This is a genomic window from Bacillus sp. FSL W8-0770 (genome assembly GCF_038008705.1).
GTDB classification, from domain to species: Bacteria; Bacillota; Bacilli; order Bacillales; family Bacillaceae_G; genus Bacillus_A; species Bacillus_A cereus.
This window is the reverse complement of sequence record NZ_JBBOZR010000002.1, coordinates 194,247-212,861: the sequence shown is the minus strand read 5'-3', so window position 1 is coordinate 212,861 and position 18,615 is coordinate 194,247. Positions and strand designations below refer to the sequence as shown.

Genomic DNA, 18,615 nt, shown 5'->3' with positions numbered 1-18,615 from the left:
GCTTTCAGTCCTATAAAACTAAGGAGCGGTTTCTTTCCGCCCATCGTAGAAGAATAATCTCATCTGAAGTCTCTCTAGTAGGGTCTTCAGAAAAACAAAAACTGATTGTTAGATCATCCTTTAATTTTTTAAATAATTCTGGTCTCAATAGTTCTGCTTTTTGATTATTTTCAGGCCTTCTTTGCCCTGGTGTACCATCATTTTTAAGTCCGTTTCTTTTGACACCAAAACAGTAGATACCATCGGAATCAGATTTATTCAAATACCTTGTTATAGATTTTTCTAATGCCGACTCTTTATTTATAATTAATTGATTTGGAATAAAAGTAGAAAAATATTGTGTGAATTGTTGAATGATATCTCCTAGATTTTCTTGATCAAAATCGATTTCGAAAAACTCTCTAAACGATTTATAAGTTGGAAAATGTAATTTATATAAATCTGCATACGCACATAAGCTTTCGGAACCATGTCCTTTTTTTATAAATTCCAGTTTAACAATCGCATATGGACTATCCTTAGTTTCTCCTTTTGAATAAACTTTTACTAAAACAATATATTCTCTCTTTTTATAATGAAATAGAAAAGCGTCTACAGCCCAATCTCTTTTCTTTAATTCATCTCGGATAAGTTTTAAATTGTATAAACGAGCTTTTTGTGAACACATTAAGTAATCCTCCACCCCTCTCAATATTTTAAATATTCTTACATATTTACTTTAAATATAAAGTGAAATTTTTACAAATTCAATCATGTCATATAATTTAGTGTCCCAAAAAGTAAAGTTTTTGGGACACTAAATTATATACAATACGTTATGTTGTAATCCAAAGGTTAGGGATATTACAAAAATTAATTTCAGAATTGAATAAGAAGAGATATGTATATACTTCAAAAGGTACACCTTTTGGAACATATTTAAAGATTAGAAAGAAAAATGGATTTTACAAAACATACAAAATGTTAAACTCATAGAACCTAGTAATGTTAAGCAAACATACTGATATCACAGGATTTTTATTTGGTTATTTAATGACGGATTCCACAAATTACAAAAAATGTAAAATTAGTTTTACTTTTGTAGTTGAATTTTCCTAAAAAGTGATATTTCAAATTGGATACTTATTTCATAGCAAAGCCAAAAGCACCCACCATGGATGCTTTTTAATTTATATATGTTTGTACTAGAACCGTTTTTAAAATTTTTAACAATACAAAAGAATTTAAAAAACGACAATTATGAAATAAATGTACTCATTATACTAATGAATTGGCCAATCTTAGCTGCAACTTGGGAGCCATGAACAACCATTGAGTTAATATCAGTTAAAGCCGCTTTCGCTCGTCTAAGAAGAGAGGGTTTTACAGCTGCACCTTGTTCTACATTTTGTGCTATCTCTTCAACAAAATCCAAAACATTCTCTTTAACATCTGAGTTCCCTATAGATATCTCTTTTAGTAATTCTATTTAGTAGAATATTCCCCTGTATAGCATCATTATTGGGTCCTGATTCCATGAGTTTGAAGTTAAGATATATTGAAAAGATCTTATTGAGATTTCTTGTCAATTTCTCATAAGTTTTCAGTTTATTCGGAAATTTGTCGGTTTTAATTTTACAGTTTAGTGAAATAGTCGGTTTGAAGATAATAAAAAGCGTCTACAGGACAATAGTTATGGATATAAGATGAAAATATCATATGTGCATAGCAAAACATAAGGGAAAATCAACAACATAAATGGAAGGGTAAACAGTACTGTAGCATATGAACTTATTTGGTCTGTCTTAGGAGTCGTACAATGCATAATTGTAAGTCAGCAATCCTAGAAATAAGTTTGCCTTCGGTAGGAAGCGTTCCACTAACGATGTTCATCCTCAATATTTTCTTAAAACGTTTGAAGGAATTTAGTTTATGTATATAACTTTATGAAGAATATTAAATCTGTAGCATATGTAATTCCTCTGGAATGGATTCACGTATAGATCCTCATCTAAATTAAAAAATTTCACATATAATTTCATTTATGTTTAAAGTTTAAAAGCTCACCATAGATGATTTATAGAGAATGCAATTATAAATGCAAGAAAATCTAATTTAAAATTGAAAATCCGTTCTATTTTGGTTAGATATGGAATAAATGAATTTTATTTCTCAATATTCACTGTATGTCACTTTTTTGTTTTTTTCTATATGATATTGGAAAAAGTATGCTTAATTTTATAACATAAATCCCCTACAAAATTATTACTCTACAAATTAATTTCTTAAAGAAAACTTCTTGTGAATATGTTACTAACTACATAAAGTGTAATATTAACAGAATTATTACCAAAGTATTAGGTTTTTAGAATGAAAAATGAGTGCTCAAAATATCATTGAAATCCAGGAATAGAAATCGTAATTAAAATTTTTTGTTTTCTGTCAGGTATGTAAATCACTTTAGCTACTTTATGGGTAATTTCATGTGTTTTTTCTTTTGCTTAAGTTTATGAAATAGGAGTATTAGCTCTAAGTATTGTAGCTAAGAGTATGTAAAGCATAGAAAATCCGAATTAAACAAAATAGGAGGAAAGTGAAAATGAAGCATCAAGATGATAGTAAAACTGGTTTGGAAATAGCGATTATTGGAATGGCAGGTAAATTTCCAGGTGCAAATGAAATAAACCAATTCTGGGATAACCTAAAAAATGGTGTTGATTCAATTTCTACATTTACTGAAGACGAGTTAATTAAAGAAGGTGTTAATTTAGATGTTTTACAACATCCTAATTTTGTGAAAGCGAAAGGGTATTTGGAGGAAGTAGAATATTTTGATGAATCCTTTTTTGCTTATACACCTAGAGAAGCGAAAATAATGGATCCTCAGATCCGTATGTTACAGGAAACAACATGGGAAGCATTAGAGATGGCAGGCTATAATCCATTTGATTATGAAGGATTAATAGGATTATACGTAGGAGCATCTACTAATTTTAATTGGATGAAGCACACGCCATTATTAAACAGTGATAGTGTGGTTGAGTTTTCAGAGGCGGGTACTCTTTCCTATAAAGATGCAATTTCAACGCTTACATCCTATAAGCTGGGACTTAAGGGACCGAGTTTTACATTATATACAGCATGCTCTACATCTCTTTTGAGCATTCATCTTGCATGTAGATCATTGTTAACTGGAGAATGCTCTATTGCAGCTGCAGGTGGAGTATCTATAACGTATCCTAAAAAGAATGGTTATAAATATCATGAAGGAATGACAAGTTCACCTGATGGCAAAGTACGTACTTTTGATGCAGAAGCCCAGGGTGCAGTTTTTAGTGATGGTGTAGGTATGGTAATACTAAAGAGATTAGAAGATGCGATTGCTGATGGGGATACAATCTATGGTGTAATTAAGGGATCAGCAGCAAATAATGATGGTGGTCGAAAAGTAGGCTATACTGCTCCAAGTGTTGAGGGACAGGCTGAAGTAATTCAAGCAGCACATAATTTTGCTGAAGTTGATCCTTCTACAATTAGTTATATAGAAACACATGGGACGGCAACGCCATTAGGGGATTCTATCGAAGTAGAGGCTCTAAAGAGAGCGTTTCAAGATGTGGACAAGAAATCTTTTTGTGCAATTGGTTCTGTTAAGAGTAATGTAGGTCATTTAGATACAGCTGCAGGGGTGACGGGACTTATAAAGACAGTTTTATCTATGAGACATAAACAACTCCCGCCAACTTTAAATGTGAAGCGCCCTAACTCGAAAATTGATTTTATAGATAGCCCATTTTATATCAATACTGATTTGGTGAATTGGCAAAGTGAAGATAATGATCTTCTTCGAGCAGGTGTGAGTGCTTTCGGATATGGTGGAACTAACGTTCATATTGTATTAGAAGAAGCGCCTAAAGTTAAAAGTTCTGCTTCTACTAGAGAGAAAAAGTTAATGGTTCTTTCTGCTAGATCAAAAGAAGCTTTAAATAATGCTACAGTAAATATGGTTCAATATCTGGAATCTAATAAAGATGTTGAATTAGCAGATGTAGCATACACATTGCAAACTGGCCGTCGATCATTTCCGTATAGAAGAGCGGTCTTATGTAAGGATATAGATAGCGCCATAGACAATTTAAAAACAGTTAAAGATTTTCACGTAAAAACGCAAGAAAATCCAGATTTGGTATTTGTGTTACCTAGCGAATACTCATCAATTATTGAGAATGTAAAAGAACTATACCAAAAGGAACCATTATTCTTAAAAGTATTTGAGCGTAATATGACTGATGCCCAAATGTATACTGGAAAAGCATTGAAAGAAGCATTCTTTAAAGGAACAGATGATAGCTTGGTTGAAGATTTAACCTTCTTCGTCTGCTTGCAATCGATTATTGATGTATTAATTGAATGTGATGTACGTCCTTCTAACATTATTGGTACAGGCCTAGCTGGAATGGTTTCAGATATTTATAATAAATCTCTTAAGCCAGAAGATGTCCTGAATCCATTAGTTGAGAACTATATAGAGTTACAGACAGAATGGACGCATGGAGAAAAAGTAGAACTTCTAACACAAGTTAAGGATGTAGATCCTAATTTTGTGATTGTACATATTGGAGAGTTATTAAATTCTGAAATTAATAATAATCAGATTATTTTACTGAACGACTTGTTAGAGGTATTGGGACAAGCGTGGGGGTTAGGGGTAGAAATTAATTGGAGTAAACTGTATGAAGAGGAATATAGATTACGTATTGCCTTACCAACTTATCCTTTTGAGAAAAAACGATATTGGATAGATCCAGCTGAACAGCAAAATATAACTAATAGTGAAGAAACATCGATAAAGAAACGTTCTAATATAGCTGAGTGGTTCTATACTCCAGGTTGGATGGAAAAAGAAATTGTAGATGTAACTAAAGAATCTACTAAAAGTTGGTTGTTATTTTTAGACAATGAGCATATAGGCTTAGCTCTTAAAGAAAAGCTTGAAAGAGATGGACATCGTGTTATAACAGTCGGTATGGGTCCTTCATATAAAAAGATTAGTTTAAATGAATTTACAATATGCCCTACTGAACAAGAAGATTATTATCAGTTATTTAACGAGCTACAAAAACAAGAGTGTTTACCAGAAGAGATTGTTCACCTATGGAATGTGGATAATAAGGATTTAGGTATCAAGACCTTAGATACTGGATTCTATTCATTAATATCACTTGCAAAGACAATTAGTAAATTTAATTTACTTTATCCTATCAATATAAATGTTATGACGAATAATATGCAAAAGGTAGTAGGAGACGAGTCTATTATTGCAGAAAAATCTACTCTTTTAGCTCCTATAAAAGTATTTCCGCAAGAGTATCCAAATATTAGATGCCGTAGTGTAGATTTTATGTTGTCTGATAATGAAGAAGCATTAATATCAAACTTATATTCTGAGATTCAAATGGACATTATTGACACTGTAATAGCAATTCGAAATAATACTCGTTACATTCGAATTTATGAGCCTATACCTGATGAAAAAGTAAGTGAAATGCTAGTAATAAATGAAAATGAATCAGCTTCAAAAATTCGAAATATTCGATCGGAAGGGGTTTATTTAATTACTGGTGGAATGGGAGGAGTAGGCCTTAAATTAGCAGAATATTTGGCGCGTACAGTAAAGGCTAAACTAATATTAGTTAGTAGAACAGCTCTTCCTGATCGTGAAGAATGGGATCAAATTCTTCAATCACAGATTGAAAATGAACAATTATCTCAACGTATTAACCATATTCAGAAGTTGGAGTCATTGGGAGCAAAAGTAATGACAGCTGTTGCAGATGTAGCTGATGAAGAGCAGATGAGAAGCGTGATTGATCAGGCTGAGGCTAATTTTGGTCACATAAATGGGGTAATTCATGCAGCAGGTGTCTTACGTGTTAAATCAGCTCAGTGTCCAATGGAAAAGATAAGTAGGATTGAATGTGAAGAGCAATTTCTTCCTAAAGTACATGGTGTGCTAGTTCTTGATAAGTTATTGAGTAATTATGATCTTGATTTTTGTTATCTTGTTTCATCACTTTCACCTATATTGGGTGGATTAGGTTTTGTAGCCTATTCAGCAGCAAACCTTTACTTAGATAGTTTTTCAGACAAAGTGATTAATACATCTAATAATCGATGGACCAGTATTAACTGGGGAGATTGGCAGTACACGGGAACTCAACAGGTTAATAAAATATTCAATGCACAAAGTATAGAAGCACTTGAAATGACATCTGAGGAAGGACAAAAAACATTCCAATGTGTGCTTGGTTTAAGTGGCTTAAATCAGGTAATTATTTCTTCAGGAGATTTAAATAAACGTTTTGATCAATGGATTAATCTGAATTCTCGCAAACGAATTTCTAAATTGGAAACTCAAACGAAAACGGGAGATAAGTTCAGAAACCAAGATGAAGTAGAGGAAATAATTATAGGAATTTGGAAAGAGTTTTACAGTGTTGATACTGTAAATGTAAATGAAAATTTCTTTGATCTTGGTGCAACTTCACTTCATATAATTCAAATTCATGAGAGATTAATTAATAGATTAGAAAAACAGATTTCAATCGGAGTTATGTTTGAATATCCAAGTATTCGTTCTTTAGCGAGATACTTAAGTGGAGATAAGCAAAAGAATCAAGTTAAACATACAAAACGTTTTGATCGAAAAACGAAAGAAGATAACGATATTGCAATTATAGGAATAGATGGACGTTTTCCTGGAGCACAGAATGTAAATGAATTCTGGAATAATATAAAGTCTGGTACAGAGTCTATTCAATTTTTTACAGATGAAGAGTTAATTGAATCTGGTGTGAATCCTATGGAAGTAAAAAGCCCTAATTATGTTAAAGCGAAAGGGTATTTAGAGGGAACTGATAATTTTGATGCTCCATTCTTTGATTATACACCTCAAGATGCATCGTTAATGGATCCGCAACTACGAGTATTTCATGAATGTGCGTGGTCTGCCCTTGAACATGCTGGATATAATATCGAGACATACCCGGGCCTAATTGGTGTATATAGTGGGGCATCTCCTAACTTATATTGGCAAGTGTTATCTACTCTTTCAGAGGCAAATGAACCAGCTGGACAATTTTTAATTTCATTACTTAACGACAAAGACTCGCTAAGCACTCAAATTTCTTACAAATTTAACCTAAAAGGACCAAGTATGAATATCTTTACGGGATGTTCAACATCATTGGTGGCTATTCATAATGCATGCCAAGCATTATTACAGGGGCATTGTGATATTGCTATAGCTGGGGGAATTACATTAACTCAACCTGAAAAAGCAGGTTATACCTACCAAGAAGGAATGCTGTTTTCTTCAGATGGTCATTGTCGTCCTTTTGATGAAGATGCAAATGGAATGCTTTTTGGAGACGGAGTTGGGATTGTTGTTCTGAAGCCTTTACAGGAAGCTATAAATGATGGGGATACTATACATGCAGTAATAAAAGGAACGGCGATCAATAATGATGGGAATCGGAAAATTGGTTACACTGCACCTAGTGTAGAGGGCCAAGTAGAAGTTATTAAAATGGCGCAACAAGAAGCAAATGTAGAACCTGAGTCCATTTCCTATATTGAAACACACGGAACTGCTACTAAACTAGGAGATACCATTGAGATCAAGGCGCTTAGTGAAGTGTTTAACTCTAATGAAAAACAATCTGTACCAATTGGATCTGTTAAAGCAAATGTAGGCCATCTAAATGCAGCGTCCGGTGTTGCTGGTCTAATTAAAACGGTCTTTGCGATGAAAGATCAGGTTCTTCCACCAAGTGTGAATTTTACAAAACCAAACACGCAAATTGGATTTGAAAAGACACCTTTTTATGTAAATCAACAATTAAATGAGTGGAAAGAGGATAATAAACCATTACGTGCAGGTGTTAGTTCATTTGGTATTGGTGGTACAAATGCACATATTATTTTGGAGGAGGCACCAAAGCTTGAAGCAACATCAAATAGTAGACCATACCAGATGTTAATGATTTCGGCAAAATCAAAAGATGCTTTGGATCGTATGACTTTGAATTTAGGAAATCACCTTGAGCAGAATCCTCATGTGAATTTGGCAGACGCTAGTTATACATTGCAAATTGGACGTAAGGAATTCAAGCATAGGAGAGCTTTAGTTTGTTCCAGTACTCAAGAAGGAATTGAACTGTTAAACCAGCCAGAAGGAAGAAGAGTACAATATGTAAATGTAAAAGAGGAACATCCTAAAGTTAACTTCCTGTTTTCTGGGAATGGGTCGCAATATGTAAACATGGGGTTAGAATTATACGAACAAGAGGCAATTTTCCGTGAAGCTATGGATGAATGCTTTGCAATCCTTCAATCTGTTACGAATGTAAACATGAAAGAAGTGTTATACCCAACTACTTTGAGTATTGATGAGGCGACGGAAAAATTAAAAAGAATGGAATTTAGTCAACCAATTCTTTTCGCGTTTGAATACTCAGTTGCGAAACTATTAATGGGTTGGGGAATTAAACCTGAAGCAATGATTGGATATTCATTTGGTGAATATGTGGCTGCTTGTTTAGCAGAAGTATTTACTTTGGAAGATGCACTTAAATTGGTTGTAAAAAGAGGTCAGCTAATGAGTAGTCTTCCTGCAGGAGTAATGCTTAGCGTTCCACTTCCAGAAGAGGAATTAATTCATTTGATTAATTCTTTTGAAAAAGAATATCAACATACCATTTCTTTAGCAGTAGTTAATGGTCCAGCTTGTATAGTTTCTGGGACAGAAGAAGCAATTGTAGATTTTGAAAATGAATTAAAGAAAAAGCGTTTAATGTGTATGCGAGTAACAATAGAAGGAGCAGCACATTCACACGAACTGGATTCAATTCTGGACGAGTATGCTTCCTATGTTAGTACATTGACACTTAGAGAACCAAAAATACCTTATTTGTCAAACTTGACCGGTACTTGGATACGACCTGAAGAAGCAACAAACCCAGTTTATTGGGTAAAACATATGCGTGGAACTGTTCGATTCTCTGATGGAATTCAAGAGTTGAATAGGGACAATACAAGTCTATTCATAGAGATTGGTCCTGGAAATGACCTTAGTAGGCTTACTAGTCGCCTTTTAGACTATGAAAATGGTAATGAAAGAATATTTAATACGGTTCGATCTGTTCAACAAGATGTATCAGATATGTATTTCTTATTCAGTCACATCACTCGAATGTGGGTAACAGGTATTTCTGTAGATTGGGAACAATTTTATAAAGATGAGAAGAGAAGACGTATCCCATTACCAATGTATTCTTTCAATAAAATATCTTATAAATTACAAGGTAATCCGTATGATTTAGGTCAAAAGCTTAATAGTAAGCAATCTAAAATTAGTAAGAATAACAACATTTCTGAATGGTTCTATACGCCGCAATGGAAAAGTTCTACATTGTTTGAACCAAATCATGATGTGAATGAGACATGGATTTTTTTTGTAGATCAAGAAGGATTAGGTAATGAACTAGTTAAGGACTTATTAAATAAAGGGCAGAGAGTAGTTACAGTAGAACCTGGCTTTGCTTTTAATAAGGAGAATAACGATCGCTTCATTATAAATCCTGAAGAACGTACAGATTACGTTAAGTTATTGGATGAAGTACAAGAAATATATGGTTTACCTACAAGAATAATTCATATGTGGGGAATTACCAATGAGGAAAGACAAGCCTCAATTGAATATGTAAATTGTAAACAAAACTTAGGATTCTATTCAATGTTCTACTTAACTCAGGCACTAGGAGACAAGAATATCTCTGATTCAATCTCAATTCGAATCATTACAAATGGTGTTCAACAAGTGATTGGTGATGAAGAATTAATTCCAGAAAAATCAACTGTACTTGGAACGTCATTAGTTGTTCCGCAAGAGTATTCTTATCTTTCTTGTTCAAGTGTTGATGTTGTTTTACCTCTAAAAAAAGAATGGAAGAATAGGTTAATAAATCAATTAGTAGAAGAATGTCTTTCAAATACGAATGATAAGATGATTGCTTATCGAGGAAATAAAAGATTTGTTCAAACTTACGAGCCTTTACAACTAGAACAGCCAGCTAAAGAGAAACTGCCTTTACGAAAAAATGGAGTTTACCTTATTACAGGAGGACTCGGAGGTATTGGTACAATTCTTGCGAAACACTTGGCTCAAACTGTACAAGCCAACTTAGTTCTTCTTACACGTACAGGTCTGCCAAATCGTGATGAGTGGGATATGCATTTGAAGGAAAATACGATGTATTCGGACAGAATTCGTAAAGTTTTAGAGATAGAAGAAACGGGATCTAAAGTTTATGTACTTGCTGCTGATGTTACAGATCAATCACAACTATACGAAGCAATTCATAAGGCAGAACAAAAATTTGGAAAGATTAATGGTGTAATTCATGGTGCAGGTATTCTCGGTGGAAAGACTTTTAATTTGATTCAGGAACTTGAAAAAGAGGACTGTGAGGAACAATTTTCTGCAAAAATTTATGGTCTTCTCAATTTAGAAGAGTGCTTACGAAATAAAGACTTAGATTTTTGTGTTCTAATGTCTTCAATTTCAGCGGTCTTAGGTGGATTAGGTTATGTTTCATACGCTGCTTCAAATATATACATGGATGTTTTTGCACAATATATAAATCGTTATTCCAAACTACCTTGGATAAGTGTCAATTGGAGTGATTGGAAATACTGGGAAGATGAAGAAAAAGATATGCAAATAGGTGCAAGTGTACATGAATTATCTATGACACCTGAAGAAGGAGTTCAGGCCTTTAATATAGCACTGTCATGGAAACAAGGGGAAGTACTGATTCATTCTCCAGGAGAACTGCAAGCGCGTATTGATCAATGGGTGTTATTAAATTCTTTCAATGATGAGAAGGAAGAAGAATTAGATTCTACGTTATACCATTCTAGACCACAACTCTTGACTGAATATGTAGCACCTCGCAATGAGGTAGAAGAAAAGCTTTCAAAAATTTGGAGAAATATATTTAAAGTTTCAGAAGTTGGTGTTCATGATGATCTTCTGGAACTAGGTGGAGATTCACTTAAGGCTATTACTATTGTTTCAAAAATTCATAAAGAGTTTAATGTTGAAGTTCCTATTAAAGAGCTCTTTACTCTATCAAATATTGAGAAACTAGCAAATTATATTTCAAGGGCAGATAAGAGTGAATTTGATGTTATTGTTCCAGCTGAACCTAAATCTCATTATCAGCTTTCTTCAGCTCAGAAGAGATTTTATGTATTACACCGATTGTATCCAGAAAGTACAGCTTATAATGATACTTCCGTTATTCTTTTAAATGGAAAATTAAACATTGAACGTTTAGAAAAGGCGTTCACTCAATTAATTAAGCGTCATGAGATATTTAGAACTACTATTGAAATGAAAAATGATAAACCGGTACAAATTATTCATGATCATGCTGATTTCCATATTACTCAAATTGAGGGCTTTGAATCTGAAGTGGAACAAATAATTAATGAATTTATTCGCCCATTTAATTTTAATAATGCTCCATATTTCCGTGTAGGGTTAATTAGATTGGAAGAACAAAAACATATTTTAATTATTGATTTACATCATATAGTAACCGATGGAGTTTCCTATGATATTTTCGTTAGAGATCTATTTGCGCTTTACTCAGGAGAGAAATTACCAAACTTAAAAATACAGTATAAGGATTACTCAGAATGGCAGCAGAGTGAAAAAGAAAAAGAAATTGCTCTCAAACATGAACAGTATTGGCTAGATCAATTTAAAGATGGTGTACCTGTCTTGAATATGCCTACTGATTATACAAGACCTGAAATATTAGATCTAAAAGGTAGTAAAATATCCTTTACTATTGATTCAAATGTTACCAAGAAAATTAAGCGTTTATTAGCAAAAGAAGAAACTACATTATATACGCTAATGCTCTCTGTATATAATATTTTGCTAGGTAAATATACTGGCCAAGAGGATGTTGTTATTGGTTCACCAATTACTGGTCGCCCGCATGCGGATTTACAAGATATTATAGGAGTATTTGTAAACATGTTAGGAATAAGGAACTATCCAAGAGCTGAACAAAGGTTTACTCAATTCCTATTTGAAGTAAAAGAGCAGGTCTTACAAGCATTTGAACATCAAAAATGTCAATATGAGGACCTGGTTAATCAATTAGGACTTCAGGGCACGTATAATAGGAACCCACTTTTCGATGTTTCATTTGTTATGCAAAATATGGATGCAGATCATATGTTTATAGATGGTTTAGAACTAAGGACATATGATCACGACTTTAAGCGCGCACAAATGGATTTATTGCTAAGAGTGGTTGAATTGGAAGATACAATTGAACTGACTATGGAATATGCAACCTCTTTATATACTAGGGACACGGTTCAAAAGTTATGTGAGCGTTATGTTGAGATTTTTGAACAAATTGTAGATCATCCTGAAATTTTATTAAAAGATATTTCATTTAAACAAGAAATTCAAGAACTGCAACCAGTTAAGGTATCAGTAGATTTTGGGGATTTTAACTTTTAATTGATTATTGTCAGGAGTGAGTAACTATGGTTGAACGAATAGCAAATAAAGATAAAGTAATTGCCGCAAATGAACGAATAAAGGAAAGAGAATTTTGGTTAGAAAACTTATCAGGGGAACTGGCTGACTGCCATTTCCCTTATGATTACCGGACATCAAACAAACAGGTGAATTTATCAAATGTTAATATAAAACTAAAAGAGGAATTGTCCGAGAAGATTTTAAAGTTAGCAAATGGATCAGATCTTCAGTTGCACATGATTCTTACTGCTGGACTTACCTTGCTGTTAAATAAATATACTAGATTGCAAGATATATGCATTGGTACACCTGTTTTAAAACAAGACAGTGATACTAACCTTATTAATACTTTGTTAGTTTTAAGACATGGTCTTGAGGAACATATGACATTTAGACAAATTCTCCAGCATGTTAGTACAGTAATGGTTAATGCTTTAGAACATCAAAATTTCCCATTGGAAAGTTTACAACCGGTTTTGAGTAACTACCTTCCAGAGGGGCGTAATTATCCGTTCCGTACTGCAATTTTGCTAGAGGAAATTCAAGATTTAAATTATTTAAGTGAGAGCAATGCTGAGATTATATTCTCTTTCCGTCAAGTAAATGGGTGTATAGAAGGTGATATGTATTTTAATGAGCATCTATACAAAACATCTACTGTTACGCGATTTGGTCAGCATTTTATAGACTTGTTAGAGCAAGCTTTACTACAACCGAATACACCGCATATAGAGTTAGATTGGGTTAGTGATAATGATGTAAGAGAGTTAATGACATTTAATCAAACTGAGTTAGATTACCCGCATCATTTAACGGTGATACAGTTATTTGAAGAACAAGTCATGCATAATCCAAATAAGCTTGCTGTTTCTGATGACAAAAGAGAAATAACATACGCTCAATTAAAAGAAAAGGTAGATCTGGTTGCCGGTTCTCTACATAAAAAAGGAATTGGAAAAGGACACATTGTTGGCCTTATGATGGATCGATCCATTGATGCAGTCATTGCAATGCTAGGTATTTTAAAAAGTGGGGCTGCTTATTTACCTATTAACATATATTTGCCGTATAAACGGATAGAGGCGATGCTAAAGGAATGTAAATCTCCACTTTGTATAGTAAAACCAGAGGTTATTAGTGAAGATTTTACAAGAGAAATCCATGATTGTAGTATGGTGAGTTTTAATGAACTACTTGAAACAGAGTTGGTTAGTTTCCCTTCAGTAAGTACACCTTACGATTTGGCATATGTTATTTTCACCTCTGGAACTACAGGTAATCCTAAAGGAATTATGGTTGAAAATCGTAGTGTTGTAAATTTAATATTTGGGTTAAAAAATGAAATATATGATAAATATAGTTCTTCTATGCGAATCGGGTTAGTTTCACCTTTTGAGTTTGACGCTTCAGTACAAAACATGTTTGGTGCGCTTCTATTAGGAAATAGTTTATTTATAGTACCTGAGGAAGCGAGAACTGATGGGCAGAAGCTAATTAATTTTTATCAAGAAAAGCAAATAAATATCGCGGATGGAACGCCGATGCATCTTCGATTATTAACTAATTTTATAGATGAAGAAATAGAATATTCATTTAAACATTTTATTATTGCTGGAGAGGAATTACCACCGAAATTAGCACGGAAATTCCTTGGTTTATTTAATGAAAACTGCCGACCAAATTTAACAAATGCTTATGGACCTACAGAGACAACTGTAGATTCTACATGTTATCATGTTCAGCACGCTGAGTTAGAATTTATGAATCAATTACCAATAGGAAGACCACTAGCTAATCAAAAAGTTTATATTATGGGTGATAATCAACAATTACAACCCGTTGGAATTCCTGGGGAATTGTGTATTTCAGGAGAAGGATTAGCAAGAGGTTATTTAAATCAAACTAAGTTAACTATGGACAAATTTGTTCCTATACAAATCAACAAAGAGGGTTCTTCTATTATAGATGACAAGGTATATCGTACTGGAGATTTGGCTCGCTGGTTACCAGATGGAAATCTTGAATATTTAGGCCGTATGGATGATCAAGTCAAAATTCGTGGATTACGAATTGAATTGGGAGAAATAGAAAAGCAACTATTACGATATCCTGAAATTGGTGAAGCTATTGTAATTACACGTAAAAAAGAGGGAGAAGATGCTCCGGTTTTATGTGCATATGTTGTTATGAATTCTTCAGCTAAAGTAGAAGAGGTACGCCAATTCCTTAGGGAGTATTTACCTTTTTATATGATTCCTGCATACATCATCCCGATTGAGCAGTTTCCAATCTCATCAAACGGTAAAATAGATCGGAAAGCTCTTCCAGATCCAATTTGGGAGCAATCCACAGCTTTATTTATTGAACCACGTAATGAAATTGAACAAATGCTCTCTGAGATATGGAAAGTAGTACTTGGAATAGAGAAAATAGGTGTGAATGATAACTTTTTCGAATTAGGAGGTAATTCATTACAAATTACTTCTGTTGTTTCACACATATATAAACGTTTAGGTGTAGATGTACCTATACGTGAAATGTTTCAAAGGCCTACAATTATGCTATTAGCGGATTATATAGAGAAATATGAAGGGAAGAAAAATTATTCTCAAATTGAGATCGTACCTGATACAGAATTTTATCAAGCTTCTTCCTCACAAAAAAGATTATATATATTAAACCGCTTTGCTGGAATAGGAACTGCCTACAATATACCAGGTGCAATGTTAATAGAAGGTGAGTTTGATTTTATAAAGGCAGAACAATGTGTCAAAGAATTAGTGGAACGTCATGAATCATTAAGAACTTCATTCCAATTTATTAAAGGTGAACCAGTTCAATTTATTCATGATAGTTTAGATATTAGAATTGAACATTTATATAAATCTGATAGATCAACAATTGAAGAGTTAATACAGGAATTTGTTCGTCCTTTTCAGTTAGATAGGGCTCCACTTATGCGCGTCGGTTTAATGAAATTAGAATTCAATCAATACCTGTTACTTTTTGATCTTCATCACATAATAGCAGATGGAGTATCTTTAGCGAAGTTAGAAAAAGAGTTTATAGATTTATATTCAGGCAAAGCCTTAGAGCCTATAAAAATACAATACAAAGATTATGCCAATTGGCAAACCAACCGTTTACATGATGAAGGGCTGAAAGAAATTGAAGAGTATTGGATAGATAAGTTTAAAGGTGAGTTACCAATTCTTATGTTCCCAACCGATAAGCCACGTGGGCTAAATCAAACTTTTGAAGGTGATAGATTAGTATTCCATCTAACACCTGAACTTTCTAATAAATTAAAATCCTTTGCGGATGAAAGAGAAGCTACTTTATATATGGTACTTCTTTCGTCACTAAATATAGTATTGCATGTGTATACGCAACAGGAAGATATTATAGTAGGTTCTCCAATTGCAGGAAGAATTCATCATGATCTTGAGCCTATCATAGGTATGTTTGTAAATACTCTACCTATGAGAAATCATCCTAAAGCGGAAAAGACGATAATTCAATTCTTAAATGAAGTAAAAGAAAATGCGCTAGAAGCATTTCAATATCAAGAATACCCATTTGATGAGTTAGTAAATAAGTTAGACATGGCTTATCATACTAATCGAAATCCTGTATTTGATGTCATGTTAGTAATGCAGAATATCGGAAGAACATCAGAAAAAATAAAAGATATTACATTTAAATCATACGAAATTAAGCATCAAGCTTCAAAGGTAGATATGAGTATAGAAGTATTTCCGGAAGAAGAGGGTCTGCGATTAGAATTGGAATACGCGACAGGACTATATTATCCGCAAACTATAGAGCGGTTTATGATGCATTTTATAAATACGCTAGAGTGGATGGTAGCTAATCCTGAAGCGAAAATTGAAGACGTTAATGTTTTAAGTAAAAGTGAATCCACAAGGATGTTAAATGAACTTAATAATACAAAATTAGATTTTACTCAGGGTAAATTAGTTCATCAATTTTTTGAGGATCAGGTTGAAAATAAACCAGAAGAAATCGCAGTTATTTCAAATGATATACCGTACAGTTATTCGTATATCAATAATCGAGCAAACCAGCTTGCTCGTATTCTTAGAAAAAAAGGTGTAGATCAGGAAACTAAAATTGGTATCGTTGTGGAAAGATCCGTAGAAATGATTATAGCTATATTTGCTGCGCTAAAATCTGGAGCTGCATATGTACCAATTGATCCTGAATATCCAAAGCGTCGAATAGAACATATTTTAGAGGATTGTAATCCTCAATTTATACTTACAGAATCTAAATACGTAGGTGAAATTCCATTTGTAGGAGAGATTATTGATTTAAAGCAAGAAAATTTGTACGCTGGTGATACAAGCAACCTGGAGGTTACTGGAAAACCAAATAACTTAGCTTATATTTTATACACCTCCGGTTCTACAGGTAGACCAAAAGGAGTCATGATTGAACATTGTAGTATTGTGAATTTCTTATTTTCAATGTCTCATTTATATCCTATGGATGAATCAGATACGTATTTACTGAAGACACCTTATATATTTGATGTATCTGTTCTAGAGTTGTTTGGGTGGACCATAGTAGGTAGTAAATTAGTAATAATGGACAATGGGGAACATCGAAACCCAAGAGCAATTTTAAGAACTATAGATAAATATGATGTGAAATTATTAAATTTTGTACCGTCTATGTTTAGAGCTTTCGTAAATACACTTAATAATGAAAATTGCCAGGTTTTAAATAAAGTGAAGTATATATTACTTGCGGGTGAAGCTTTGACACATGAGGTGGTTAATAAGTTTAAAAAGCATCGACTATCGACTCAAATAGAAAATATGTATGGTCCTACTGAGGCGACAGTTATCGCAAGTACGTTTTCACTTCAAGAAAGTGAAAACTATAATACTATTCCTATTGGAAAGCCTATTCCGAATGTAAGGCTTTATATACTTAATCAAAAACAGAGACTTCAGCCTATTGGCGCGGTAGGAGAGCTGTATATTGCGGGAGAAGGGCTTGCAAGAGGATATGTAAATCAAATGAGATTAACTGAAGAAAAGTTTTTACCAGACCCATTTGTAAAAGGGGAGAAAATGTACAGGACAGGAGATCTTTCACGCTGGTTACCTGATGGGAATATAGAATTCCTCGGTAGAAATGATGAACAATTAAAAATTAGAGGATATCGAATTGAGCCAGGGGAAATTTTAGATGCTTTATCTTCACATCATGCAATTAAAGAAGCAGTGATAGTAGACATTCAAGATGAAGATGGGCAGAAAAAACTTGTAGCTTATTTCGTAGCAAAATCACTTGTATCCATTTCTGATTTGAAATTGCATCTTGCGAAATTAGTTCCGAGTTATATGATACCTACTTTCTTTGTTGAAGTTGAAAACATACCATTAACACCAAGTGGAAAGGTTGATCGACATTCCTTACCTTCACCTAGATCTTTACCTAAGAATGAGGAGGAGAGTATGATGTCTCCTAGTAATGAGTTAGAATCTCGTTTGGTTGAAATATGGAAAAGTATATTGAAGATTGAAGCTGTCGGTGTAGAGGATGATTTCTTTGACTTAGGAGGAAATTCTCTACTAGCTATTGAGCTTGATCTTGCTTTAGAAAACGAGAATCTTAATACGGACGACTTAGTCGCATATACAAAACGCAATATTAAACAACTAGCTGCTTATATAGCAGAAAAGAAAAATAATTAGTATTACTTCATATTGTAAACACGACTTTTAAGAGTTTAAATTTACACTTGCTATACTGTGGGATTAAAGGAGCTTTCCCTCTTAGCTTTCTAGAATGTTAGTGTTTATTCTGGTGACTATGAGTTAGGGAATTCTCCTCCCTATTATAGAATGATTAAAATAAAAAAGTGATTCGAGAAATAAGATTCTTTATATGAAATGCGTTAATAATAATAGATAGCTTTTTAAAGAAGATATACATATCTCTGTCAACTTAGTATAGAGAAATAACCAAAT

Annotated in this window: 4 protein-coding genes; 2 read left to right on the top strand and 2 right to left on the bottom strand. The window is 33.4% G+C overall.

All coding sequences use genetic code 11. From position 1 onward, the window contains the following. Positions 1 to 10: 10 nt before the first annotated feature. Entirely contained in the window at positions 11 to 667 is a 657-nt protein-coding gene (locus tag NST27_RS27725; protein ID WP_047387485.1) for a DUF6037 family protein, read from the bottom strand. A 570-nt stretch (positions 668 to 1,237) separates the two neighbouring features. Beyond that, positions 1,238 to 1,414 carry a hypothetical protein gene (locus NST27_RS27720; RefSeq protein ID WP_170924502.1) on the bottom strand — a complete coding sequence of 59 codons (177 nt, stop codon included), beginning with the start codon at positions 1,412 to 1,414 and terminating at the stop codon, positions 1,238 to 1,240. Positions 1,415 to 2,578: 1,164 nt separating this feature from the next. Here NST27_RS27720 and NST27_RS27715 point away from each other — a divergent pair. Both NST27_RS27715 and NST27_RS27710 read left to right on the top strand, forming a co-directional pair. Further along, positions 2,579 to 12,589, top strand: a complete 10,011-nt coding sequence (locus NST27_RS27715) for a type I polyketide synthase (RefSeq protein ID WP_047387484.1) — start codon at positions 2,579 to 2,581, stop codon at positions 12,587 to 12,589. Between the two features lie 26 nt (positions 12,590 to 12,615). Beyond that, on the top strand, positions 12,616 to 18,339 hold the full coding sequence (locus NST27_RS27710; RefSeq protein ID WP_047387480.1) for a non-ribosomal peptide synthetase: 5,724 nt from the start codon (positions 12,616 to 12,618) through the stop codon (positions 18,337 to 18,339). Positions 18,340 to 18,615 lie beyond the last annotated feature (276 nt).